Source organism: Kitasatospora sp. NPDC053057 (genome assembly GCF_044546945.1).
In the GTDB taxonomy this organism is placed as follows: domain Bacteria; phylum Actinomycetota; class Actinomycetes; order Streptomycetales; family Streptomycetaceae; genus Kitasatospora.
In genome coordinates this window covers 28,756-51,363 of record NZ_JBITZP010000045.1, presented here as the reverse complement: position 1 = coordinate 51,363, position 22,608 = coordinate 28,756, and the positions used below count along the sequence as shown (strand labels likewise).

Annotated in this window: 26 protein-coding genes; 16 read left to right on the top strand and 10 right to left on the bottom strand. The window is 74.3% G+C overall.

Annotated features, from left to right (window positions below; genetic code table 11):
* Positions 1-70 precede the first annotated feature (70 nt).
* From ACIG5E_RS32810 to ACIG5E_RS32800, 3 genes are all read left to right on the top strand, one after another.
* Positions 71-424 (top strand): hypothetical protein, encoded by a 354-nt coding sequence (locus tag ACIG5E_RS32810; protein WP_396539705.1) that lies wholly within the window; start codon positions 71-73, stop codon positions 422-424.
* Between the two features lie 94 nt (positions 425-518).
* Positions 519-1,175 (top strand): NADPH-dependent F420 reductase, encoded by a 657-nt coding sequence (locus tag ACIG5E_RS32805; protein ID WP_396539703.1) that lies wholly within the window; start codon positions 519-521, stop codon positions 1,173-1,175.
* Positions 1,176-1,254: 79 nt separating this feature from the next.
* Positions 1,255-1,686, top strand: a complete 432-nt coding sequence (locus tag ACIG5E_RS32800; RefSeq protein WP_396539701.1) for a YchJ family protein — start codon at positions 1,255-1,257, stop codon at positions 1,684-1,686.
* Positions 1,687-1,694: 8 nt separating this feature from the next.
* Here ACIG5E_RS32800 and ACIG5E_RS32795 read toward each other — a convergent pair whose 3' ends face one another.
* On the bottom strand, positions 1,695-2,684 hold the full coding sequence (locus ACIG5E_RS32795; protein ID WP_396539699.1) for a polysaccharide deacetylase family protein: 990 nt from the start codon (positions 2,682-2,684) through the stop codon (positions 1,695-1,697).
* Positions 2,685-2,871: 187 nt separating this feature from the next.
* On the opposite strand from ACIG5E_RS32795, the gene ACIG5E_RS32790 reads away from it, so the two are divergent.
* On the top strand, positions 2,872-3,402 hold the full coding sequence (locus tag ACIG5E_RS32790) for a GNAT family N-acetyltransferase (protein WP_396539697.1): 531 nt from the start codon (positions 2,872-2,874) through the stop codon (positions 3,400-3,402).
* On the opposite strand, the gene ACIG5E_RS32785 is transcribed toward ACIG5E_RS32790, so the two are convergent.
* Entirely contained in the window at positions 3,386-4,318 is a 933-nt protein-coding gene (locus ACIG5E_RS32785; RefSeq protein WP_396539723.1) for a carbohydrate kinase, read from the bottom strand. The genes ACIG5E_RS32790 and ACIG5E_RS32785 overlap by 17 nt on opposite strands.
* A 334-nt stretch (positions 4,319-4,652) precedes the next feature.
* Between ACIG5E_RS32785 and ACIG5E_RS32780 the strand changes: the two genes are divergently transcribed.
* Positions 4,653-6,182, top strand: a complete 1,530-nt coding sequence (locus tag ACIG5E_RS32780) for a M1 family metallopeptidase (RefSeq protein WP_396539721.1) — start codon at positions 4,653-4,655, stop codon at positions 6,180-6,182.
* Between the two features lie 439 nt (positions 6,183-6,621).
* The gene (locus ACIG5E_RS32775; protein WP_396539695.1) at positions 6,622-6,858 is read left to right on the top strand and encodes a hypothetical protein; all 237 of its coding nucleotides are present in this window, start codon (positions 6,622-6,624) and stop codon (positions 6,856-6,858) included.
* A gap of 142 nt (positions 6,859-7,000) precedes the next feature.
* On the opposite strand, the gene ACIG5E_RS32770 is transcribed toward ACIG5E_RS32775, so the two are convergent.
* The 3 genes from ACIG5E_RS32770 to ACIG5E_RS32760 form a co-directional block, all read right to left on the bottom strand.
* Complete coding sequence (locus tag ACIG5E_RS32770; RefSeq protein WP_396539693.1) at positions 7,001-8,617, bottom strand: sigma-70 family RNA polymerase sigma factor; 1,617 nt, start codon at positions 8,615-8,617, stop codon at positions 7,001-7,003.
* Positions 8,618-8,750: 133 nt separating this feature from the next.
* Positions 8,751-9,731: a CAP domain-containing protein gene (locus ACIG5E_RS32765; protein WP_396539691.1), complete on the bottom strand. Its 981-nt coding sequence runs from the start codon at positions 9,729-9,731 to the stop codon at positions 8,751-8,753.
* Between the two features lie 138 nt (positions 9,732-9,869).
* Positions 9,870-10,376: a GNAT family N-acetyltransferase gene (locus tag ACIG5E_RS32760; RefSeq protein ID WP_396539689.1), complete on the bottom strand. Its 507-nt coding sequence runs from the start codon at positions 10,374-10,376 to the stop codon at positions 9,870-9,872.
* A 226-nt stretch (positions 10,377-10,602) separates the two neighbouring features.
* Between ACIG5E_RS32760 and ACIG5E_RS32755 the strand changes: the two genes are divergently transcribed.
* Positions 10,603-11,352: a hypothetical protein gene (locus tag ACIG5E_RS32755; protein WP_396539687.1), complete on the top strand. Its 750-nt coding sequence runs from the start codon at positions 10,603-10,605 to the stop codon at positions 11,350-11,352.
* Between the two features lie 46 nt (positions 11,353-11,398).
* On the opposite strand, the gene ACIG5E_RS32750 is transcribed toward ACIG5E_RS32755, so the two are convergent.
* Entirely contained in the window at positions 11,399-12,790 is a 1,392-nt protein-coding gene (locus tag ACIG5E_RS32750; RefSeq protein WP_396539685.1) for an MFS transporter, read from the bottom strand.
* Positions 12,791-12,797: 7 nt separating this feature from the next.
* Positions 12,798-13,592, bottom strand: coding sequence for a glycerophosphodiester phosphodiesterase (locus tag ACIG5E_RS32745; RefSeq protein ID WP_396539683.1), 795 nt, complete (start codon positions 13,590-13,592; stop codon positions 12,798-12,800).
* A gap of 282 nt (positions 13,593-13,874) precedes the next feature.
* On the opposite strand from ACIG5E_RS32745, the gene ACIG5E_RS32740 reads away from it, so the two are divergent.
* From ACIG5E_RS32740 to ACIG5E_RS32715, 6 genes are all read left to right on the top strand, one after another.
* Complete coding sequence (locus tag ACIG5E_RS32740) at positions 13,875-14,480, top strand: SGNH/GDSL hydrolase family protein (RefSeq protein ID WP_396539681.1); 606 nt, start codon at positions 13,875-13,877, stop codon at positions 14,478-14,480.
* Between the two features lie 92 nt (positions 14,481-14,572).
* A complete protein-coding gene (locus ACIG5E_RS32735; protein ID WP_396539679.1) occupies positions 14,573-16,117 on the top strand; it encodes an ATP-dependent DNA ligase in 1,545 nt (514 codons plus the stop codon).
* Positions 16,118-16,332: 215 nt separating this feature from the next.
* Positions 16,333-16,551, top strand: a complete 219-nt coding sequence (locus ACIG5E_RS32730; RefSeq protein ID WP_396539677.1) for a ferredoxin — start codon at positions 16,333-16,335, stop codon at positions 16,549-16,551.
* Positions 16,552-16,659: 108 nt separating this feature from the next.
* Entirely contained in the window at positions 16,660-17,877 is a 1,218-nt protein-coding gene (locus ACIG5E_RS32725) for a cytochrome P450 (protein WP_396539675.1), read from the top strand.
* A gap of 174 nt (positions 17,878-18,051) precedes the next feature.
* Complete coding sequence (locus tag ACIG5E_RS32720; RefSeq protein WP_396539673.1) at positions 18,052-18,216, top strand: hypothetical protein; 165 nt, start codon at positions 18,052-18,054, stop codon at positions 18,214-18,216.
* 104 nt (positions 18,217-18,320) lie between these two features.
* A complete protein-coding gene (locus ACIG5E_RS32715; protein WP_396539671.1) occupies positions 18,321-18,656 on the top strand; it encodes a hypothetical protein in 336 nt (111 codons plus the stop codon).
* Positions 18,657-18,742: 86 nt separating this feature from the next.
* Here the strand turns inward: ACIG5E_RS32715 and ACIG5E_RS32710 are convergent, their stop codons facing one another.
* The 3 genes from ACIG5E_RS32710 to ACIG5E_RS32700 all read right to left on the bottom strand — a co-directional run bounded on the left by ACIG5E_RS32710 (position 18,743) and on the right by ACIG5E_RS32700 (position 19,620).
* Positions 18,743-19,027, bottom strand: coding sequence for a DUF427 domain-containing protein (locus ACIG5E_RS32710; RefSeq protein WP_396539669.1), 285 nt, complete (start codon positions 19,025-19,027; stop codon positions 18,743-18,745).
* A 71-nt stretch (positions 19,028-19,098) separates the two neighbouring features.
* Positions 19,099-19,335 carry a DUF6296 family protein gene (locus ACIG5E_RS32705; protein WP_396539667.1) on the bottom strand — a complete coding sequence of 79 codons (237 nt, stop codon included), beginning with the start codon at positions 19,333-19,335 and terminating at the stop codon, positions 19,099-19,101.
* 48 nt (positions 19,336-19,383) lie between these two features.
* On the bottom strand, positions 19,384-19,620 hold the full coding sequence (locus tag ACIG5E_RS32700; RefSeq protein WP_396539665.1) for a DUF2277 domain-containing protein: 237 nt from the start codon (positions 19,618-19,620) through the stop codon (positions 19,384-19,386).
* A gap of 170 nt (positions 19,621-19,790) precedes the next feature.
* Between ACIG5E_RS32700 and ACIG5E_RS32695 the strand changes: the two genes are divergently transcribed.
* The 3 genes from ACIG5E_RS32695 to ACIG5E_RS32685 all read left to right on the top strand — a co-directional run bounded on the left by ACIG5E_RS32695 (position 19,791) and on the right by ACIG5E_RS32685 (position 22,511).
* Positions 19,791-21,023, top strand: a complete 1,233-nt coding sequence (locus ACIG5E_RS32695) for an MFS transporter (RefSeq protein WP_396539663.1) — start codon at positions 19,791-19,793, stop codon at positions 21,021-21,023.
* A gap of 311 nt (positions 21,024-21,334) precedes the next feature.
* On the top strand, positions 21,335-21,883 hold the full coding sequence (locus ACIG5E_RS32690; RefSeq protein WP_396539661.1) for an RBBP9/YdeN family alpha/beta hydrolase: 549 nt from the start codon (positions 21,335-21,337) through the stop codon (positions 21,881-21,883).
* A gap of 4 nt (positions 21,884-21,887) precedes the next feature.
* Entirely contained in the window at positions 21,888-22,511 is a 624-nt protein-coding gene (locus ACIG5E_RS32685; protein WP_396539659.1) for a hypothetical protein, read from the top strand.
* Positions 22,512-22,608: the final 97 nt, after the last annotated feature.

Genomic DNA, 22,608 nt, shown 5'->3' with positions numbered 1-22,608 from the left:
TAGCCGTACCCGGTCGAACTGAGTAGCTCACCGCTGCCGGGGCGGCGGGGGCGGCCGGGAGCATGGGCGCATGAGCGAATCCGTGCCCACCGCGGCCGCCCCGACCCGGTCCGTCCGCGGCAGCTGGTGGCTGGCCCCGTTGATCTCGACCGCGGTGACCCTGATGCTGATGGCCCCCGCCTTCCTGCTGCTGGGCCTCGGCGCGATGGCCACCGATCCGTGCACTTCCAACGCCTCCTGCCCCGCCGAGCCGTACCTGAAGGCCGCCGCGCTCGCCCTGAAGGCGGCGCAGATCGCGGTGCTCCTCCAGTGGCCCGCCGCCTGGCTGTTCCGCAGGGCCCGCGTGGTGATCTCGCTCGCCCCGGTGGCGGCGCTGGCGGTGGAGCTGGTCGCCGTCGCGAACGCGGGCAGCAGCACCATGTGACGCCCCGGTTTCCGCACACAGTGACGGAACGTCAACTATGGTTCGTCGCGGCCGCTCCTCGAAGGGCGGACGACACCGGACGGACGGGGAAGAAGTGCACATCGGAATCATCGGCACCGGCATGGTCGGCCAGACCCTGGGAACCAAGCTCGTCTCGCTCGGCCACCAGGTGATGCTGGGCTCCCGCGGCAAAGACAACGAGAAGGGGCTGACCTGGGCCGAGCAGGCCGGCCCCGGCGGGAGCACCGGGACCTTCGCCGAGGCGGCGGCCTTCGGCGAGGTGGTGCTGAACGCCACCGGCGGGACGGTCTCCCTGGCGGCGCTGCGCGCGGCCGGGGCCGAGCATCTCACCGGGAAGCTGCTGATCGACGTCTCCAACCCACTGGTGTTCGGCCCCGACGGCGACGTCACCCTCGCCCCGGTGAACACCGACAGCGTCGGCGAGCAGATCCAGCGCGAGTTCCCCGGGGCCAGGGTGGTGAAGGCGCTCAACACCCTGAACTGCGCGCTGATGGTCGAGCCGGCCAAGCTGGCCGGGGAGCACAACCTGTTCATCGCCGGGAACGACGCCGACGCCAAGGCCGAGACGGTCGCGCTGCTGGGCGAGTTCGGCTGGCCGGCCGGGTGGATCGTCGACCTCGGGGACATCACGGGCGCCCGGGCGACCGAGATGATGATGCCGTTCTGGCTCCGGATGATGGGCCACTTCGGCAGCGCCGAGTTCAACTACTCCTTCCAGCGGGCGAAGTAGCACCACCGGGCCCGTCCCTCCCGACCGGGGAGGGACGGGCCCGGCGTGCGGCCGCCGGCCGTGGGGGAGAATGGACGGCATGTCCCGACGTCGTTCCGCGCCCCGCCCCGCCGCTCCCCGGCTGCTGCCGTCCTCCCCGTGCCCGTGCGGCCTGCCCGCCGCCTACGGCGACTGCTGCGGCCGGCTGCACCGCGGCCAGGCGAAGGCCACCACCGCCGAGTCGCTGATGCGCTCCCGGTTCAGCGCCTTCGCCGCCCAGGACGAGGCCTACCTGCTGCGCACCTGGCACCCGGACACCCGGCCCGCCGAGGTGGACTTCGACCCGGCGCTGCGCTGGACCCGCCTGGAGGTGGTCTCCACCAGCGAGGGCGGCGCCTTCCACGCCGAGGGCACCGTCGCCTTCCGGGCGCACTGGACCGAGGGCGGCGAGGAGGGCGTGCTCACCGAGCACAGCCGGTTCGTGCGGCACGAGGGCGCCTGGGTGTACCTCGACGCCCTCTCGCTCGGCTGAGGCCGTCCCTACAGGTAGTCGTCCAGGCGGCCCAGCGAGAAGCCGGCCGCGGTGACGTCGTTGACCACCTTGCGCAGCAGGTCGGGCATGGTGGCCTTCCAGTCGGAGATGCCGCGGAAGTGGGTGAGGATGATGTCGCCCGGGTGGAGCTTGCGATCGTCGTAGCGCCACTCCATGTGGTCCGGGAAGGCCTCCTCGTTCCACAGCGGCACCGCCTGCACCCCGCAGGAGGCGGCCGCCCGCAGGGTGTCGTCGTTGTACTCGCCGTACGGCGGCCGGAACAGCCGGGGGCGGACGCCGATCTGCTGCTCCAGCTGGTCCTGCTGGTTGCAGATCTCCTGGCGCTGGGTCTCGTAGTCGAGGACCTTGAGGTTGCGGTGGTTGATCGTGTGGTTGTTGATCTCCACGCCCTGCTTGTGCAGGTCCCGGAAGTAGCCGTAGTTGTCGCGGACGAGGTAGTCGGAGAGGAAGGCGCTGAGCGGGATGCCCAGTTCCCGGGCCATCCGGGAGAACTCCGGGTCCTTCTCGTAGCCGTCGTCGATGGTCAGGAAGACCACCTTGTCCTGGGTCGGCACCCGGAACACCACGGGCGGGCGGCCGTCCTTCAGTTTGACGCCCTGCACCGGGGTGAGCGCGGTCCTGGTCGCGGGGCGGGGCGGGGCCTTCAGTGGCGGGCGGTCGAGGCCCCAGCGCTGTGCGGTCTCCAGGGCGGCGCGGGCCGCGTCCGCCTGGCGGGCGACCGCCTCCCTGCTGGTCTCCTCCTCCTGGCGGGCCAGCCCGGGGAGCACCGGCGGCGCGGCCGGGGGGCGGGCGACGGCGCCGCGGTCGGCGGCCTCGGACGCTGCGACGGCTCCGGCGGCGGACGCTCCGGCGGCGGGGGCTTCGGCGGCGGGGGCGGGCTCCGGCTGGGCGGCGGGTCCGGCGCAGCCGGCCACCACGGCGGTGAGGCAGACGGCGGCGAGCAGGCCGATCCTCTTCTGACTCCCCCTCAAACTCACGCTAATGCGACAAACTGATGGTCCGTTCATAGCTGCACTGCTCCCCCGCGGTGCACCCCCGCCAATCCCCCCGTCACTCACCCGGGGCAACGGCACGCCGGTCGCCTTGCCGTTCCTTTGCCGAATCCTCCGGAACCGGCACGAAAACCCTTTGCGGCCACGCCTCCCGGCAGTGGATCATGCGCGCATGACCGACACCGCGCCCAGCCGCTCCGACCTCTGGACCATCACCACGGCCGACGTGACCTCCCCCGAGGCCGAGGCGCTGCTGCGCGAGTACTACTACGACGTGGCCAACCGCTACTACCGCCTCCACCTGGGCCGGGAGGGCACCCCGGAGCAGCTGGAGTCCGGCCTCGCCGACTCCCCCAGCGACGACCTGGCCGCCCCCACCGGTCTCTTCCTGCTCGGCCGCTACGACGGCGCGGCCCAGTCCTGTGCCGGTCTGCGACGCTACGACGCCACCACCGTCGAGCTCACCCGCGTCTTCGTCCGCCCCGGCCTGCGCGGCACCGGCGGCGGCGCCCGGCTGCTCGCCGCGGTCGACGAGGCCGCCCGCTCCCTGGGCGCCGAGCGGATCGTCCTCGACACCCGCCTCGACCTGGTCGAGGCCCGCGCCCTGTACCTGCGCAACGGCTACCGGGAGATACCGGCGTACGGCGAGACCGGGCCCTACTCCGAGATCTGGTACGGCAAGGACCTCACCGCGGCTGCCTGACAGGGCCTGGGACGCACACCGCGTCGGCGTCCGCGTACCGCCCCAGGGCGTCCGCCAGTTCGGCGGCCGAGGGCGGGTTGGCGCCGGGGCGGGAGACGGTCACGGCGGCGGCGGTGACGGCCTGGGTGAGGCAGTCGGAGAGGCCTGCGCCGCAGGCGCGGGCGTGCAGGAAGGCGGCCATGAAGGAGTCACCGGCGCCGACGGTATCCGCGACCGGCACCGGGACGGCCGCCACCTGTTCCCGGCCGCCCTCGGCGGTCAGCGCGACGGCACCCGCCGCGCCGAGGGTGACGGCGACCACGGCGGGGCCGAGGGTGAGCCAGCGCCCGGCGACCGCCTCGACGGGCTCGCCCGGGTAGAGCCAGGCGAGGTCCTCGTCGCTCGCCTTGACCAGGTCGCTGAGCGCCACGCAGCGCTCGACCCGGCGGACGGCCTCCGCCCGCTCGCCCATCAGCGCGGGGCGCACGTTCGGGTCGTAGCTGACCTGCGCCCGGCCCCGCCACCGCCGCACCAGGGCCAGCACCGAGGCCGCGCCCGGTTCGGTGACCGCGCCGATCGAGCCGAGGTGGATCGCGGCGGGGGCGTCGGAGAGCTCGGCCGGCGGGAGGGTCCAGCCGATGTCGAAGGTGTACTGCGCCCGCCCCTGCCCGTCCAGCCGCACCACCGCCGAGGGCGTCCGCGCCACCTCGGCGGCCCGGACCTCGACCCCGGCCGACTCCAGGTGCGTGCGGATCAGCCGCCCGTTGGCGTCCGGTCCCAGTTCGGTGAGCAGCACGGCCGGCCGGCCCAGCCGGGCCAGGCCGTACGCGAGGTTGGCCGGGCTGCCGCCGGGGTGCACCCGGTCGGGGGCGCCGTCGGTGCGGACGATGTCGGCGACGCACTCGCCGATCACCAGGACGGGTGAAACGGGGGTGATCACGGCGGCTCCTGGGATCCGGTTCGCGGGCGTCGTCTCGGGCGCCAGCCTACGGGGTGCGTCCGGGGAGCCGTCAGAGCACAGGAGTACGGCCGCCGGACCTGGCCAGGTTCTCCGACGGCCGTGGCTCCGTCCGTCAGGGGACGAAGCACTTCGAACGTTAGCCCCGGCCCGGAGGCGCCGCCAGCGCCGTGGTCCGTCCGGGGGATGTCCGCGTGTCGTCACGGTTCGGGTCGATCCCGCACGGCCGGGTCTGACGGTCCACTAGCATCCGTGCCCGGTGCGTCGCGCACGTACCGCCGCACGACTCCCGCCCCTCCGCTGCCGAAGTGTGGTGATCACCCTGCTCAGGCCCCGTGTCGGCCTCGCCCTGGCGCTGGTGCTCAGTGCGGCGCTGCTGTCCGCGAGCGTCCCGTCGGCCACCGCCGCGGGCGGGCTGGGCGATCCGGTCTTCCCCGCGCTCGGCAACACCGGGTACCGCGCGCTCGCCTACGACCTGTCCTTCGAGTACCGGGCTGACACCCGGACCGTGGACGCCACCGCGGTGATCACCACCCGGCTCTCCCGCACCCTCGCCCGCCTGGAGCTGGATTCGCTCGGGCTGGACGTGCGCGCCGTCCGGGTCGACGGGCGCCCGGCGCGGTTCGCCACCCACGACGAGAAGCTGACCGTCACCCCGGCGCATCCGCTGCACCGGGGCACCACCGCACGGCTGACCGTCGAGTACACCGCCGACCCGCGCGCCGCGCTGCCGCACACCGGCTGGGTGCCGACCCCCGACGGCTTCGCGGTGGCCGGGCAACCCGCGAGCGCCCACACCGTCTTCCCGTGCAACGACCACCCGAGCGACAAGGCCCGCTTCACCATCGCGGTGACCGCGCCGGACGCGCTCCTGGGCGTCGCCAACGGGGAGTTGACGCAGACCGAGCGGATCGGCGACGGCCGCACCACCCGGCGGTACGTCTCGCGCGAGCCGATGGCGACCGAACTCGTCCAGGTGTCGGTCGGCGACTACTCCGTCCGCGAGCGCACCGGCCCGCGCGGGCTGCCACTGCGCGACGTCGTCCCGACCGCCCGGGTCGCCGAGCTGGCCCCCGCGCTCGACCTCACCGCCGACCAACTCACCTGGGCCGAGCAGCACTTGGGGCCGTTCCCGTTCGAGTCCTACGGCATCCTGCCGGCGAATACCGACGACCCGGCGGCCTTCGGCTTCACCGGGCTGGAGACCCAGACCCTCACCCTCTACAAGCCCGGCTTCCTGCGCCAGGCCGAGCCGGCGATCGGCTCGCACATGATGCACGAGCTGGTGCACTCCTGGTTCGGCGACAGCGTCTCCCCCGCCACCTGGGCCGACCTGTGGCTCAACGAGGGCCACGCCGACTACTACGGCCTCCTCTACCGCTACGAGCGCGGCTGGCCCGACGCCTGGGGCCACACCACCCTGGTCGACCGGATGCGCATGCTGTACGGACTCGGCGACCAGTGGCGCCACGACGCCGGGCCGGTCGCCTCCCCCACCGCCGACAACCTCTTCGACAGCCAGCGGTACACCGGCGGCGCGCTGGTGCTGTTCGCGCTGCGGGAGAAGGTCGGGGCGGCGACCTTCGACCGGATCGAGCGCACCTTCCTGCGCGAGCACCGGTACGGCAATGCGACCACCCGGGACTACGTGCGCACCGCCTCCGAGGTGTCGGGGCAGGACCTCGGCGGCTTCCTGGACGACTGGCTGTACGGGCGGCGCACCCCGCCGATGCCGGGGCACCCGGACTGGACGGTCGCGCCGGTGGCTCCGGCGGCGGACGCCCCTGCCGCCGGCGCACGGGCGGTCGGCCCCGGCGCGGCGGAGGGATCGGGGACGATCTGACGCGCTTCGCGGACTCTGATCTACTTTCAGACGCTCTGCCGCGATTCGCCCGCCCGATCGCGCCGCATCACGCGTCCGGGCGCCCCCGTGCGCCCCTGGCCGTCCCGGGTCCGACAGGCCATGGTGGTCCCCACGGCCCGCCTGCCGCCCGGCCTAGCCCCGGCCGGCACGCGGGCCGTCCAACGCCTCCGGCGGGCCTCCTACGGGGCCGGGTGCAAATTCCCCCGCCCAACAGGCAACCCAGCGCGCCGCTCTTCGCGCTCAGCAGCCGTGAGAACGACACCTACGACGACGCGGCCCGTCCGGCCGCCACGGCCGATGGGAACGATGCGGACACCGTGACTCCTCCCCCGATGGGCGACGCCCGGACGCCGGCCGGCTGAGGCAAACAGGACGGAACCACCCGTAACCCTTGCGGCGCACCGTCGTTGGACCGGCCATGAAGAAGCGCAGCATGCTCGCCGTCGCCTCGATCGCGGTCGGTTTCGTGGCCTCCCTCACCGCGCCGAGTGCGCACGCCAGTGCCGTCGGCGGTCAGGAGGGGCTGCCCGCTCCGCTGACCGGCGCACCGGGCGCGGTGCCCGGCCAGGTCGGGGACGCGGGCGGCGTGATCGGCCAGCCCACCGCGTTCGTGACCGGCACGGCGGACGGCCTGACGCCGCTCACGCCCGCCTAGGCCGTTTCCTTCGGACCACGAAGTTCTCGGGCGGGTCCACGCCCGACCGGTGGCTCCTCCAAGTGGAGCCCACGAGTGGTGGACGTCTCCTCGTAGACCCAGGCTGGGCTACGCAATCCCCGTGCGAGCCGAACGGGGCTCGTCAGGACATCGGGGCGCCGAGGTCCTGGGTCCACAGGGTGCCCGCGGGGCCGACGGCGACGCCCACGCCGATGTCCTTGAAGCCGCAGTCGAGCATGTTGGACTGGTGGATGCCGCCGTCCATCCAGCGGGCGAAGACGCTCGCGGGCGCGGTCGGGCCCCGGTCGAGGTTCTCGCCCCACTGGGACCAGCGGTAGCCGGCCGCGGTGATCCGGGCGTCCGGGCGGGCGCCGTCGGGGTTGACGTGGTCGAAGAAGCCGCGGGCGGCCATGTCGTCGGCGTGCTTCTGGGCGGAGCTGTGCAGCCGGGGGTCGATCCGCAGCGGGGCGCAACCCACCTTGGCGCGTTCGGCGTTGACCAGGTCCACCAGCTGCCGTTCCGGGTTGGGCGACGGCGCGGCGGTGGTCGGCCGGGTCGCGGTCGGTGTGGGCGTGGGCGTCGGGGTCTCGGTGGGCGTCGGCGTCGCGGTGGGCGTGGGAGTGGCCGAAGGGGTCGCGAGCAGGGCCGCCGGGGTGTCCATCGCGGCGGCCGGGGCGCTGGGTTCGGGTACCGCCACGCTCGGCGGCTCGCCGTGGTTCGGCCAGACCAGGGCCAGGGTGGTGACGGCCACCGCGGCGGCCGCGCCGCCCGCCAGGACGGCCTTGCGGGCGGCGGTGCCGGCCCAACCGCCGTGCGCGCCGGAGCCTGTGGCCGTACCGGTGCCCGCACCGCCCGCGCCTGAACCCGCACCGCCCGCGCCCACTGTGCCCGCTGTGCCGGTGCCTGCTGCGCCCGTGGCGGTGGCGGAGTGCGCGGCCGACGCGGCGGTGGCCGCCGTGTGCTGGAGGTGCAGCAGCGTGGGCGAGGCCGAGGGGATCGGGACCAGAGCGAGGCCGGCCAGCAGGCCTTCGGCGGGGAAGAGGTCGCGGCCGAGACCGTCGCAGCCGGCGCAGCCTCGGATGTGCCGGGCGATCCGCTTGCGCCAGACCGAGTTCGGGGTGCCGTCGAACCCGGCGGTGACCTCGGTGAGTTCGGGGCAGCGCGGGTAGGCGCCGAGGGCGCGGACCACGACCCGGCCGGCCTCCAGCTGCTTCTTCATCCGCTGGACGCGGACGGCGGCATGCTGCGGGCTCAGGTCGAGGGCCTCGGCCAGCTCGGCGCGGGAGAGTTCGCCGCTGGCCTCCAGCCACCACAGGGCGAGCAGCTCGCGGTCGTCCGGGTCCAGCCAGCGGGTGGCCTCGGCCACTTCGCGCCGCTGGCCGGACAGGCCGAGCCGCAGGATGGTCAGGTCGGTGAAGTCGGCCCGGGGGTCCGCGACTTCCCAGGTCTCGTCCAGGCCTCCGATGGTGGGCTGCTGCTGTCCGGCGGCATGGCGGCGGCGGACCTGGTTCATGGTGATGGCGACCAGCCAGGACCGGAAGGACTCCGGCTCGCGGAGCCCGTCCAGGCCGTCCAGGGCCCGGATCATGGTCTCCTGGGCGACGTCGTCCACGTCGGCGTGGCCGCCGAGGGCGCGGCCGGCCACGTTGTAGACGAGCGGCAGCCAGGCGGCGACCAGGGCCTCCTGGGCCTGCCGGTCACCTGCCTGCGCCGCGCGTACCAGGGTCGTCCCGGTCCTGTTCTGCACATCAGCGTTCATGGTCCGCACTCCGTCTTGCCGTGTTTCCGTCCGCCGCTGCCTCCTCGGAGACCTGTGGGGAGTGATCAGATAACAACAATGTGCGCGGAATCGGAAAATCGGACTGCGTGCGAGGGTCGGGACGGGGATCCGATCAGGCCGGGGCGGCGAACACCTGGGTCCACCACGGACCGTTGGCACCGGTCCGCACGCCCACCCCGAGCTGCGTGAAGGAGCAGTTCAGGATGTTGGCGCGGTGGCCCGGACTGTTCATCCAGGCGTCCATCACCGCCGCCGGGTCCTTCTGCCCGCGGGCTATGTTCTCGCCCCAGGTGCTCCAGCGGTAGCCGGTGGCCTCGATCCGGTGGTCGGCGTGGTAGCCCTCGGGGCTGGCGTGGTCGAAGTAGTTGCGGTCCGCCATGTCGTCGCTGTGCGACTGGGCCGCGCTCGCCAGCCGGGGCTCGGCGCTGACCGGGCCGCAACCGGCCTTGGCGCGCTCGACGTTGACCAGGTCCACGACCTGCTGCGCGTACGAGGCGTTCGCGCCGCCGCCCGCCGGGGCGGCCGCCGGAGCGGCGGCGGCCCGCTGGGCGGCGGCGTCGGCGCCGTTCGTGCTCGGACGGGCGGCCGTCGGGCTCGGCTTCGCGGTGGCGGTGGGCCGGGCGGTCGCGGTCGCCGTCGCGGTGGGCGGGGCCGTCGGGGAGGCCGAGGCGGTCGCGGTGGCGGTCGCGCTCGGGGTGGCCGCCGGGTCGGTCGCCGTCGGGCTGCCCGAGGGCAGCGCGGTGCCCGAGGGGTTGGCGCCCCCGGCGCCCGGCACCTGGATGCCGTCGTGGGTCCCCAGCTCGGCGGCGACCAGCGAGTCGGCCGCGGCCGACTGCCCGGCGAGGTCGCGGTCCGTCTGCTTGCCGTCGAACGCCGCGTACCCCGCCCCGGCCAGCGCGGCGAGCAGTCCGGTCCCGGCCACGGCGACGACGACCGCCGTCACCGGCACGAACCCGCCACGCCTGCGCCCCCGGCGGCCGCGGCCCTGGTGCCGCTCGGCGGCCCGCCGCGCGGCCCGGCCACCAGGGCGGCCATGACCGCCGTCCCCGCTGCCGCTCACCGGGCTGATGGTCGTCCTGTCGTCGCTGTTCACGTGGCCACTGCTTTCTGTCCAGGTCGGCTGATCGGGTGCCGACACCTGGGAGACCCCCCGACGGAAGGCCGATAACAGAAAGTCCGAACGAATATCCGGCGACTTGGTCAGGCGAACCGGTCACCCGCCCCGGTCGGCTCAGCGGGCCGTGCCCCCAGCCGGCGCCTCGGGGGCCGTGCTCTGCGGGGCCATGTCGTAGGTGACGAACATCGTCCGGGTCGCGACCTGGTCGTACTTGCTGCGCGCCCGGTGGTTGTCGTCCGCCGTGATCCACCGCACCGTGTTCCACCCGCGCTCGGCGGCGATCTCCCGCAACCGGGCCAGCAGCTGGTCCACCGCCCCGCCGCCCCGCACCTCGGGGGCGACGAACAGGTCGTCCAGGAACCCGCCGACCGCCCCGTGCAGCGGACGGGAGAACGGCCGGAAGTGCGCCAGCCCGACCGGCGTCCCGTCACCGTCCCGGGCCAGCAGCCCCTCCAGTTCGTGCGCCGGATCGTTGAGCCAGGACCACACCAGCTCGGCCTTCTCCTCCGGCATCGGAACCCGGTAGAACGCGCAGTACCCGCGGAAGAGTTCACGCCAGGCCGGATAGTCCCCGGTCTCCGGCGCGCTGATGGTCCAACGGTTCGCGGCAGCGGTGCTCAACTCGGTCTCCTCGATCGGTTGATCGGACTGGTCGGCCCAGCATGACGCCCCGTCGGCCGCCGGGCCGATCTCCACCCCGGCCAACACCACCGGCCCCGCACTCCACTCCGGCGGCTACCCGCACACCCCTGCGGGCACTACCCGGGAGAGTGAAGCGCTTTCCCCCGGTACGGGCTCATCGCCTACGGTAGGTCACCCCGACGGCACCGAGCGGAGGGTCCCTGCGGTGGACGAGCCGACGACGCAGTACCAGAGCTACAGCTGGCAGGACGAGGACGGGCGCCGGCACATCGTCCTCTACCCGGGCAGCGAGGAGGTCGACGAGGAGGGCAAGGCGCGGCTGCGCGCCATGGGCGCCCGCGAGATGGAGCACCTCCGGGCCGAGCAGGAGGAGGGGGCGGAAGGGGCGGAACCCGGCACCGCCCGCGCCGGAACGGGGTGGCGCCGGTCCATCACCATCGACCTCCGGAACCCCACACCGCTGCCCGGTCCGCAGCTCGACCCGGAGTGGCTCCGGACCTGGTGCGAGGAGACCGCCGCGGCCCTCACCGGGTTCACCCGGTCCTTCGCCGCGAGGTACGGCTTCCCGCCCGGCGAGAACGCGTTGGCCTCCGCGACGGACGACAGCCGGCGGGCGGCGGACGCGCTCGGCGAGCTGCTGCCGGTCCCCGCCGATCTGGCGACGCTCTACCGGGTGCTCGACCGGGCGTCCCTGCCCGACGTCGACAACGGCTACTTCATCCACTCCCCGGAGGTGGTCACGGGGCACCTGCGCGAGTACGGCGTCCCCGCCATCGAGGGCGAGCGGCTGGCGCTGGTCTTCGGCAGCGACGGCGGAGGCCACCTGTTCGCGACCGGACACACCGGGCGGGTCTGGAAGTCGACCACGGCCTCCTGCGACGGCGACTTCGAGCTCACCGCCGGCACCCTGGAGGAGTTCCTCGACGGTATCGGCCGGCTGATCACCGGCCTGTGAGCCCGCTCGGGCGGCCGGGCTGCGTGCCCGGCCGCCACCGATGAGGTCAGAGGCGCTCGGGCACCGGGTTGCCGACGGCCTCGATGGCGCGGCGCACCGGGACCTTCACCAGCACGGCGAAGCCGATCACGAAGAAGATCAGCAGCGAGATGATCGCCGAGCGGTAGCTGCCGGTGATCTGGTAGGCGAGGCCGAAGACCAGCGGGCCCATCCAGCTGGTGCCGCGGTCGCTGACCTTGTAGACGCTGAAGTACTCGGCCTCCCGGCCGGCCGGGATGAGGTGGGAGAACAGCGAGCGGGAGAGCGCCTGGCTGCCGCCGAGCACCAGGCCGATCATGCAGGCCAGGGCGTAGAACCAGGCGGGCTGGTGGGCGGGCATGAGGTAGCCGAGCGCCAGGGTGATCACCCAGCCGACCAGCGAGCCGAGGATGGTCTTCTTGGCGCCGTAGCGGCGGGCGATCCGGCCGAGCAGCAGCGCGCCGCCGATCGCCACGATCTGGACCATCAGGACGGCGATGACCAGCGAGGTCTGCTCCATGCCGAGCTCCTCGCTGCCGTACAGCGAGGCCTGCGACACGACGGTCTGGATGCCGTCGTTGTAGCAGAGGAAGGCGGCCAGGTAGAGCAGCGTGAGCGGGTGCTTGCGCATGCCCTTGAGGGTGCGGCCGAGTTCGCGCAGGCTGCCGGCGGCGGGCTGGTCGGGCGCGGCCGCGGCGCGCTCGCGGACGACGCCGGCCCGGGAGGGCAGCCGCAGCATCGGGACGATCGTGAACAGCGCCCACCACAGGCCGGCCGAGGCCAGGCAGATCCGTACGGCGGTGCCGGAGGCGAGGCCGAGCGCGTCGTGGCCCTGGAACAGCGCCAGGTTGGCGATCAGCAGCAGTCCGCCGCCCGCGTAGCCGTAGGCCCAGCCCTTGGAGGAGACCGCGTCGCGCTCGTCGGGGGCGGCCAGGCCCGGGAGGTAGGCGTAGGAGAGCGCCACGGACACCGCGTACGCGATGTTGGCGACCACCAGCAGCGCGCCGCCGAGCAGGTAGCGGTCGCCGTGCAGGAGGAACATCCCCATGGTGGCGAGCGCGCCGACGTAGGCGAAGGCGCACATCAGCTCCTTGTGCCGCCCGGTGCGGTCGGCGACCGTGCCGGTCAGCAGCATCACCGCGACCGAGATCAGCACGGAGAAGGAGACCGTGTACGGGAAGAACGATCCGGCACGGATCGTCAGGCCCAGCGGGTGCACGTTGCCGGACGCGTCGGCGGCGTTCTTCGCCACCTCGGTCAGGTACGGCCCGAGGAACACCGTCAGGACGGTGGCCGAGAAGGCCGCGTTGGCCCAGTCGTTGATGTACCAGCCGAACTGCATCCGGCGAAGGTCCCGGCCGTCGCCGGCGGCTGCCGGGGGCGACGAGACGTCGTCCGGCAAGTGGTCCGTGGTGCTCATGGGGCTCCTATTTCACCGTGCTGGAGCCGGTGCTGCCGTCCGTCCAGCAGCCGCGCTCGCCGAGGACGTCCCGCAGGACGTCGATGCGATCCGCCATGATGCCATCCACACCCAGGTCGAGGAGAGCCCTGATCCGTGTGGGATCGTCCACAGTCCACACGTGGACCTGCAGTCCGAGCCGGTGGGCGGCCCGGACGAAGGCCCGGTCGACCACCCGCACTCCCCGGTGCCGCTCCGGCACCTGTGCGCACACCCCGGCGAAGGGCGCCACGCGGCGGGTCAGCGGCGGCCCGGCCAGGGAGCGCAGCCGCAGCCGGGCCACCTCGCGCGGCCCCAGCGAGGTGGCCAGCCGGGGACCGGCGGCGGCGCGGACCGCGGCGAGGCGGCTGTCGGAGAAGCCTCCGACGCAGACCCGGTCCCAGGCGTCGGTCCGGCGGATCGCCTCGACCAGCGGCCCGACGGCCGGCGCCGCCTTCACGTCCACGTTGAAACGGGCCCCGGGGAACGCCGCGAGCAGGTCCTCCAGCAGCGGCACCGGCTCCGTACCCCCGATCCGGGCCCGCCGGACTTCCTCCCACGGCAGCTCGGCCACCGCCCCGGCGCGGTCGGTCACCCGGTCCAGCCGGGAGTCGTGGAAGGCCACCAGCACACCGTCCGCGGTGGCGTGCACATCCGTCTCCAGGTACCGGTACCCGAGCGCGACGGCGGCCTCGAACGCGGCGAGCGAGTTCTCCGGATGCCCGAGCTCACCGCCCCGGTGCGCGAAGGCCAGCGGCCCCGGGTGGTCGAGGAAGGGGTGCATGTGGTGCTCCGAGCTGCTGAGAGGACGCGGGCGCGGCCCGCTCCGACGGCGCCTCGGACCGCGCGCGTTACAGTATTACGCACCCTGTCAAGCAGTAACGCCGATGGCCGATGCGGGCCGCCTGCGGGTCAGGTCGCCTGGTCGGCCAGGGTCTGCGGGGCCCGGGCCGTGGGTGAGCCGGGGTCGGCGGTGATCAGGACGACTTCCTGGTCGTCCTCTAAGATCACCTTCCCGAGCGTCGCGGCAGGGAGCTGCGAGCTGCAGTCCAAGAGGGAACGTCACATGGTCGAGCTTTCCGACAACCCGATGACCTGGGTGATGGCCGGGGACAGCATCACCCAGGCCGTCTACCACACCCACGGCGCGCGCGGCTGGGTCGAGCACGTGCAGGAACGGGTCTGCTGGCAGCTGGACCGACTGACGGACGTCGTGGTCAACACGGGCGTGTCCGCCTGGCGGGCCACCGACGTGCTCGGGGCGTACGACTTCGTGATCGGCCGGTTCGCACCGGACGTGCTGTCGCTGTCGCTCGGCACCAACGACGCGCGCGCCGGGCTGGACGGGCTCGCCGAATACCGCGACGCCATGCGCGAGATCATCCGCCGCTCCGCCGGCGCCCAGATCGTGCTGCACACGCCCCTCGTGGTCAGCCACTCCGGACGCGCACCCCGCGCCGAGATGCCCGCGTACTGCCAGGCCGTCCGCGAACTCGCCGCCGAGACCGGCGCGCTGCTCGTCGACCACGAGGCGCACTGGCTCGCCGCGTTCCCCGACGGCGAGGCGATCCCGTGGCTCGACGACCCCGCCCACCCCAACGCCGTCGGCCACCTGCAGCTGGCCAACCACACCCTGCGCACCCTGGGCCTGGGCGAGCTCACCGAGCTCTGACCCGGCGGGTGCCCGGCACCGGAGCGTTGCCCACGGTACCCGGGTGCACGCATGCGCTGGCGCGTCGATGCTGGGGGTGGAGGTGTGGGCGGATGGGGTTGCGGCGGTTGGCGGTGGTGTCGCGGGAGGTGGCGGCGGAGCCCGGGCGGCGGGCGAAGGTGGGGTTGTTGGCGGGGTGTCTGCGGGAGCTGGGGGTGGAGGAGGGGGCGGCGGCGGTGGTGTTGCTGTCGGGTGAGGCGCAGCGGTTGCGGACGGGCGTGGGCTGGGCGGGGCTGCGGGATCTGCCGGGGCCGGCGGCGGGGGCCTCGTTGGGGGTGCGGGAGGTGGAGCGGGAGCTGGAGCGGATCGCGGGGGTGCGCGGGCCGGGGTCGCAGGCGGAGCGGCGGCGGTTGCTGGTGGGGCTGTTCGGGCGGGCGACGGAGGTGGAGCAGGGGTTCCTGCGGGCGGTGCTGGTCGGGGATCTGCGGCAGGGGGCCCTGGACGCTCTGGTCGGGGAGGCGGTGGCGCAGGCGGCCGGGGTGCCGGTGGCGGCGGTGCGGCGGGCGTTGATGTTCCGGGGGTCGGCGCGGGCGGTGGCGGAGGCGGCGCTGGGGGGTGGGGCGGCGGCGTTGGCGGCGTTCGGGCTGGAGGTGGGTCGGGCGGTGCGGCCGATGCTGGCGGCCTCGGCGCCGGATGTGGCGTCGGCGCTGGAGCGCACCGGTCCGGCGGGGGTGGAGTGGAAGTTGGACGGGATCCGGGTGCAGGTGCACCGGGACGGCGGTGAGGTGGCGGTGTTCACCCGCAGCCTGGACGACATCACCGCGCGCGTGCCGGAGGTGGTGGAGGCGGCGCTGGCGTTGCCGTTGCGGACGGCGGTGCTGGACGGTGAGGCGATCGCGCTCGGTCCGGACGGGCGGCCGCGCCCGTTCCAGGAGACCGCCGCGCGCTCCGCCTCCCGGCAGGATCCGGACCGGCTGCGGGCCGAAGTGCCGCTCAGCGTCTACTTCTTCGACCTGTTGCACCGGGACGGCGAGGACCTGGTGGACCATCCGGGCCGGGAGCGCTGGGCGGCGCTGGCCGAGGCGGTGCCGGAGGGGCTGCGGGTGGCCCGGACCGAGACCGGGGACCGGGCGCAGGCGCTGGCGTTCTTCCGGGAGGCGCTGGCGCTCGGCCACGAGGGCGTGCTGGTGAAGGACCCGGCGGCCGGCTACGCGGCCGGGCGGCGTGGGGCGGGCTGGATCAAGGTGAAGCCCCGGCACACCCTGGACCTGGTGGTACTGGCCGCCGAGTGGGGCAGCGGCCGGCGGCAGGGGTTCCTGAGCAACCTGCACCTGGGGGCCCGGGCGACCGCGGGCGAGCCGGGTCTCGGCCCGTGGGTGATGCTCGGCAAGACCTTCAAGGGGCTGACGGACGCGACGCTCGTCTGGCAGACCGCCGAGCTGCTCGCGCGGGAGACCGAGCGGGACGCCCGGACGGTGTGGGTCCGGCCGGAACTGGTCGTCGAGATCGCCTTCGACGGTCTCCAGCACAGCCCCCGCTACCCCGCCGGGCTGGCACTGCGGTTCGCCCGGGTGGTGCGCTACCGGCCGGACAAGAGCGCCGCCGAGGCCGACACCGTCACCACCGTACGGGAACTCGCGGCCGACGAGGGGCTGTAGGCGCGCCCTGCGGGGCTGCGACCGCCTCGCCCGACGGAGTAGCGTCGATTCAAACCTGCCGCGCCGCAGGCCTGCTGCAACGAGGGTCGAATCGGCCAATCTCGGTGATCCGGCTGCCGAGCCCTCCGTGGACGGACGAGCGGCGGTTAGGTTGGCGATGACAACGAGAGGCGGCCGCCGGGCAGCCGGCGGCGCACTGGCGAGAGGTGCCCGACATGCAGGTGAGCGTCGACCGGGATCGTTGCTGCAGTTCGGGGATGTGCGTCATGAACGTCCCCGCGGTCTTCGACCAAGACGACCGGGACAGTCTGGTGAGGCTCCGTCAGACCACCATCCGGCCCGACCAGTTCGACGACGTCAGACTGGCCGCCGAGCTCTGCCCGGGCGGTGCGATCACCGTCACCGAGGACGGGGCTGCCCAGGCCGGCGCCTGACGGACGGGCCTTGTCCGTCCCCCTTGAGAACCTCACAACCCCGCGAACCCCACGACCTTACGAGGACACCGCGACACCAGCACACCGCGACGCAAGGAGACCCCCACCTTGACCACCACACCCACCGCCCAGGCCGTCCCGCTGCCGGCCCCGCACTCAAGCGGCTGCCCGTTCGCCCCGCCGCCCGCCTACACCGAAGCCGCCGCCACCGCCCCGATGACCCGCGCCGACCTGCCCGACGGCAGCTCCTGCTGGCTGGCGACCGGCTACGCCGAGGTCCGCACCGTCCTGTCCGACCACCGGTTCAGCGCGGACATGCGCAACCCGGCCTTCCCGCTGCTGGTCCCCGGCAGCCGCGAGACGCTGGTCACCGACAACCCGAGCTTCCTGCGGCTCGACGACCCCGAGCACGCCCGGCAGCGCCGCATGGTCACCGGCGACTTCCTGGTCAAGCGGGTGGCCGCGCTGCGCCCGGAGATCCAGCGGATCGTGGACGAGGCGCTGGACCGGATGACCGAGGGCCGCACCGAGGCCGACCTGGTCGCCGAGTTCGCGCTCCCGGTGCCCTCGCTGGTGATCTGCCTGCTGCTCGGCGTGCCGTACGAGGACCGCGACCGCTTCCAGGGCCTGAGCCGCACCCTGCTCAGCCGGGAGAGCACCACGGAGCAGCTCAAGGCCGCCAGGGACGAGGTCCTGGAGTACCTGCGCGCCCTGGCGGCCCGCAAGCGCGAGCAGCCGGAGGACGACATCCTGAGCCGGCTCGCCGTGCGGGACGACCTGACCGTGGACGAGGTCGCCAGCACGGGGGTCCTGCTGCTGATCGCCGGGCACGAGACGACCGCGAACATGATCTCGCTGTCGACCGCCCTGCTGCTGGAGCAGCCCGAGCAGATAGCCAGGCTTGCCGACCCGGCCGCGCTGCCCGGCGCGGTGGAGGAACTGCTGCGCCTGCTGACCATCGTGCACACCGGGCTGCCCCGGGTGGCGCTGGAGGACGTGGAGCTGGGCGGCGTCACGGTCCGGGCCGGGGAGGGCGTGATCGCGATGGTCTCCACCGCCAACCGGGACGAGGAGGTGTTCGGCGGCACCGACCGGCGCCCCGCGGACGAACTGGACCTGGAGCGGGACGCCCGTCGGCACATGGCGTTCGGTTTCGGCGTGCACCAGTGCCTGGGCCAGCCGCTGGCCCGCGCCGAGCTCCAGATCGCCCTGGAGACCCTGTTCCGACGGCTGCCCGGGCTGCGGCTGGCCGTCACGGAGGGTGAGCGAGAGTTCCGTACGGAATCGTTCATCTACGGGATGCGGTCACTGTCCGTGACCTGGTGAGCGCGACCGGCCCCTGCGCGGGAGCGCGGGGCGGCGTCGGCGGCGCGGCGCGCCGGTCACCCGGCTGGCCTAGACGCCGGGCCGGAGGCAGGCTGGAGGGGCGACAGACAGACCCGGCCCAACCACGCCTCCGGCCCGGGGGTGCCGGGACCGGCCGAGGAGACGGAGCCCGCGATGACCGACATGAGCGAACGCTCCGAAGTGAGCACCGACCGCGAGGAGGACGTCCGCGCCGCAGATCCCGAGGAGGGCATCACCTCGATGCAGAACCTGCACGCACAGGACACCTCCCAGGCGGAGGGCGCCCCCATGCTGGACGAACCCCGCGCGAACAGCTGACCGCCCGTCACACCGATCCGACCGCCCGGCGGAAACCGGGCGGTCCCTGCGACCGCAGGTGTCGCTGCCCGGGCGGCGGCTCACCGGCGGGGGAGGATAGGCGCATGACCGAACACGATCAAACCGGCCGACAGGCCCGGCCGCCCGCGGACCCGCGCACCTCGTGGGCGACCTGGACCACCCAGTCGATCATCAGCGGCCCCGGCGGGGTCACCACCGCCGAGGTCGGGCCGATCTCCGGCGACCTCACCGTGCACACCACGTGGGTGGACGGCGAGGCGCGACTGACCGTCCAGTACACCGGCGCGCTCGATTGGTACACGGTCTCCGGCAGTCCGGTGCCCGCGGCGGACGAGACCACCGCGCGGGCCGTCCACCAGGCGATGGTGAACGGCGTCAAGGCGGGCCGCGGGGCGGTCGCCCCGCCCCCGGCCGCCTGACCCGGCCCCCCGACCCCCGGCCCCCGACCCCCGACCCCCGATCGCCAGGAGCTTCGGCCGCCGCGGGCCGGGGGCCTCGTGGTGCGCTACTCGGTGATCTCCACGCCGTGCCAGAAGGCCACCCGGCCCCGGACGTGCTCGGCCTCGGGCTTCGGGTCGGCGTAGTACCAGACGGCGTCCGGGTTGGTCTGCCCGGCCACCTCCAGCGTGTAGTAGTTCGCGGTGCCCTTCCAGCCGCACACCGTGGTGGTGTCGGAGGGCCGCAGGTACTCGGCCCGGACGGAGTCGACCGGAAAGTAGTGGTTGCCCTCGACGACGACGGTGTCCTCGCTCTCGGCGACGACGGTCCCCTGCCAAATCGCTGTGGTCATGGGGCGATTGTGCCCCACGAACGGGCCCGCGGGTGGTGCTTCGAGAGGACCCTGGGGGCAGCGAGAGGACCCTAGGGCAGCGGATGGGCGTGCACGGGCAGGTGCGGGGTCTGGTGGCCGCCGCTGGCGAGCATCCTGACCTCGCCCGCGTCGCTGATCTCGGCCCGGACGATCCTGGTGGCGTCCTCGTACACGGGGTGCCCGCCCGGGCCCTTGGCATCGGTCCGGGTGACCACGACCACGTCCTGCGGGGCCTGGGTACCGGGCGTGCCGGGGAAGGTGAGGGCGTAACGGTTGGCGGGGTTCATCACCGGCTCCTGCTCCCTGTCGGCGGCTCGTACGCGCCGGGCCGGTCGCTACACCGTGGCCTCGGCGTCCCGGGCGTGCGAACCGCGGACCTCCAGCTCGGCGAGCAGCCGGGCGGTGGCCTCGGCGACCGCGTCCACGGCCCGGTCGAAGGCCTCGCGGTTGTGGGCGGCCGGGGCGCGGAAGCCGGACACCTTGCGGACGTACTGCAGCGCGGCGGCGCGGAAGTCCTCCTCGTGGGCGTCGGGCGTCACGGGCGGTCGCAGCGTCTTGATGTTGCGGCACATGCCCTCAGTCTCCCGCGCCGCGGCCGCATCGGCGACCTCCTTCGGTCACGCATCCCCTGTTCGTCACACGGGCCTCACGAGGGCGTCATCCGGCCGGATTAGGATGCCCGGTGAACGAATCACCCGCCGCGCGCCGTTCCGGGCGTGGGCATCACCCCGGAGTCACCCCCTTGCCTCTCGCGCTGTTCGCGCTGGCCGTCACCGCTTTCGCCATCGGGACCACCGAATTCGCCGCCATGGGGTTGCTTCCCCAGGTCGCCGGCAGTCTGCACGTCTCCATCCCGCAGGCGGGCTGGCTGATCTCCGCCTACGCGCTGGGGGTGGTGGTCGGCGCGCCGCTGCTCACCGCGCTGGCCGCCGGGAAGCCCCGCAAGGCGGTGCTGGTGGCGCTCGCCGGGCTGTTCGCGACCGGCAACCTGCTGTGCGCGCTGGCGCCCGACTTCTGGACGCTGGCCGCCGCCCGGCTGATCACCGGGCTGCCGCACGGCGCCTTCTTCGGGGCCGGGGCGGTGGCCGCCGCCGAGCTGGTGGCGCCGGACCGCCGGGCCCGGGCCGTGGCGGTGATGTTCTCCGGGCTGACCGTCGCCAACATCGTCGGCGTCCCGGCCGCCACCCTGCTCGGCCAGCACCTGGGCTGGCGGGCGACCATGCTGGTGGTGGTGCTGATCGCCACCGCCGGGACGCTCGCCATCGCCCGGCTGGTGCCCGCCCTCCCCTCCCCCGCCCAGTCCGGGCTGCGGCACGAGCTGCGGGCCTTCCGCAGCGGGCAGCTGTGGCTGGCGCTCGCCACCGTGGTGCTCGGCTGCGGCGGCCTGTTCGCCTGCTACAGCTACATCGCTCCGCTGCTCACCGAGGTCTCCGGGTACGCGACCGGCTCGGTGACCCTGGTGCTGGCGCTGTTCGGGGTGGGGATGACGATCGGCAACGTGCTCGGCGGGTTCGCCGCCGACCGGGCGCTGCGGCCGACCGTCTGCGCGGCCTTCGTACTGCTCTCGGCCGCGCTGGCGCTGTTCGCGGTGACCGCGCACGCCCGCTGGTCCGCGGCCGTCACCGTGGTGCTGATCGGACTCTTCGGCTTCGCGATCGTCCCGGCGGTGCAGACCCTGGTCATGCAGAAGGCGCGCAGCGCGCCCACCCTGGCCTCGGCCACGGTGCAGGGCGCCTTCAACCTGGCCAACGCCCAGGGGGCGTACTTCGGCGGGCTGGCGCTGGACGCCGGGTTCGGCTGGACCTCGCCGACCCTGGTCGGCTCCGGACTGGCCGCCTCCGGCGCCGTGGTCGCGGTGCTGGCCTGGGCGGCCGACCGGCGCCCGCGGGCCCCACTCCCGGTGGAACCGGCAAGGGAACTGCCGGTGGAACCGGCAGCGGAACCGGCGGGCGCAGCCCTGGCCCCGGCGCCGTAATCCCGGCGCCGTAGCCCGGTTGCTCAGCCACGGCGCAGTTCGCTGAGCGCCGCCGGGGCGGCGCCGAGCCACCAGGCCGGGCCGGAGCCGGCCATCAAGGGGTCGAGCAGGGTGCCGTCCACCGGGCCGGTGGCCGTCTTGATGTAGCCGTGGGCGTGCGGGTCGCCTTGGTGCGCGCCCGGCTGCGGCGCCGGGGCGGGTGCGGCCTAGACTCTCGTGCTGCCCGCCCACCGACCGTCCACCGACCACCCACCGCCCGTCCACCGGACGTCCACTGCCCGCAGCCGGCCGACCGCCTCCCGGAGGAGCACATGCCCGACCGCACCACCTACCTCGTCCTGCCCGGCTACCAGAACTCCGGCCCCGCGCACTGGCAGACCCGCTGGGAGGCCGCCGAGCCGGAGGCCTTCCGCCGGGTCGAGCAGGCGGACTGGGATCACCCGGAGCAGCACGACTGGGTGGCCCGGGTGGACGCGGCGGTGGCGGCGGCCGCCGCCGAGGGGCCGGTGGTGCTGGTCGCGCACAGCCTGGGCTGCGTCACCGCGGCCCGCTGGGTGGCGGGGGCGTCGGCCGGGCGGACCGCCGCCGTGCGGGGCGCGCTGCTGGTCGCCCCGGCGGACGTCGACACCGCCGAGGTACCGGAGCTGCGGGGCTTCCGGCCGGTGGCGCTGGAACGGTTCCCGTTCCCGACCGTGGTGGTCTCCTCCACCGACGACCCCTGGGTGACTCCCGGGCGGGCCCGGGAGTTCGCCGCGGCCTGGGGCGCCCGGTACGTCGAGCCGGGCGCGTACGGGCACCTCAACTCGGACTCGGGGCTGGGCGACTGGCCGGAGGGCCGGAAGCTTCTCGCGGAGCTGTGAGCACATGACCGGGGGGACGATGAACGAGCGCCGGAACAACCGGAGGCCGCGGACCAGGCGCACCCTCGTCCGGGTGCTGCTGGCCTGCGGGGCGGTGGCCGTCCTGCTGTACACCGAGGGGCAGTGGGAGAGCCGCTCGGGCGGCCTGATGCTGGTCGCCGACCTGCTGAACCGGCCGGAGCTGCTGCTCGGCGGCGCGCTGGCCGCGCTGATCGCCGCCGCCTGGCTGAGCGACCGCCGCACCGCCGTACGGGCGGCCACCCGGGCGGTCACGGTGACCGCCGGCGTGGTGTTCCTGCTCGGCGTGCTGGCCGCGCACAAGGTGTCGGCGGCCGAGACCCGCAGCCGGGAGGACGCCCCGGCCGGCGCGGAGCGGACCCTCGTGGTGGTGCACCGCTCGTACGACTCCGGGCCGCAGGCCGGTGAGCACTGGCAGGTGCTGCTGGAGAGCGGCCAGGGCTGGTCGGCCCGGCGCTGGCTGCTCGCGGACGTCGGCGGCGCCCCGGACGACGCCCGGCTGGTGGAGGCGAGTTGGACCGGGCGGGCGCAGATCACCGTGGTCACCGACTCCTACCGGCGGGTGTTCAACCTCGACCAGGACAGCGGCGAGCCGGTCGAGGCCCGCTAGACGGTTTCACGGCCGCGGGGGGGGGGGGGGGGGGGGGGGGGGGGGGGGGGGCGGGCGGGGGCGCGGGGGGGGGGGGGGGGGGGGGGGGGCGACGGGC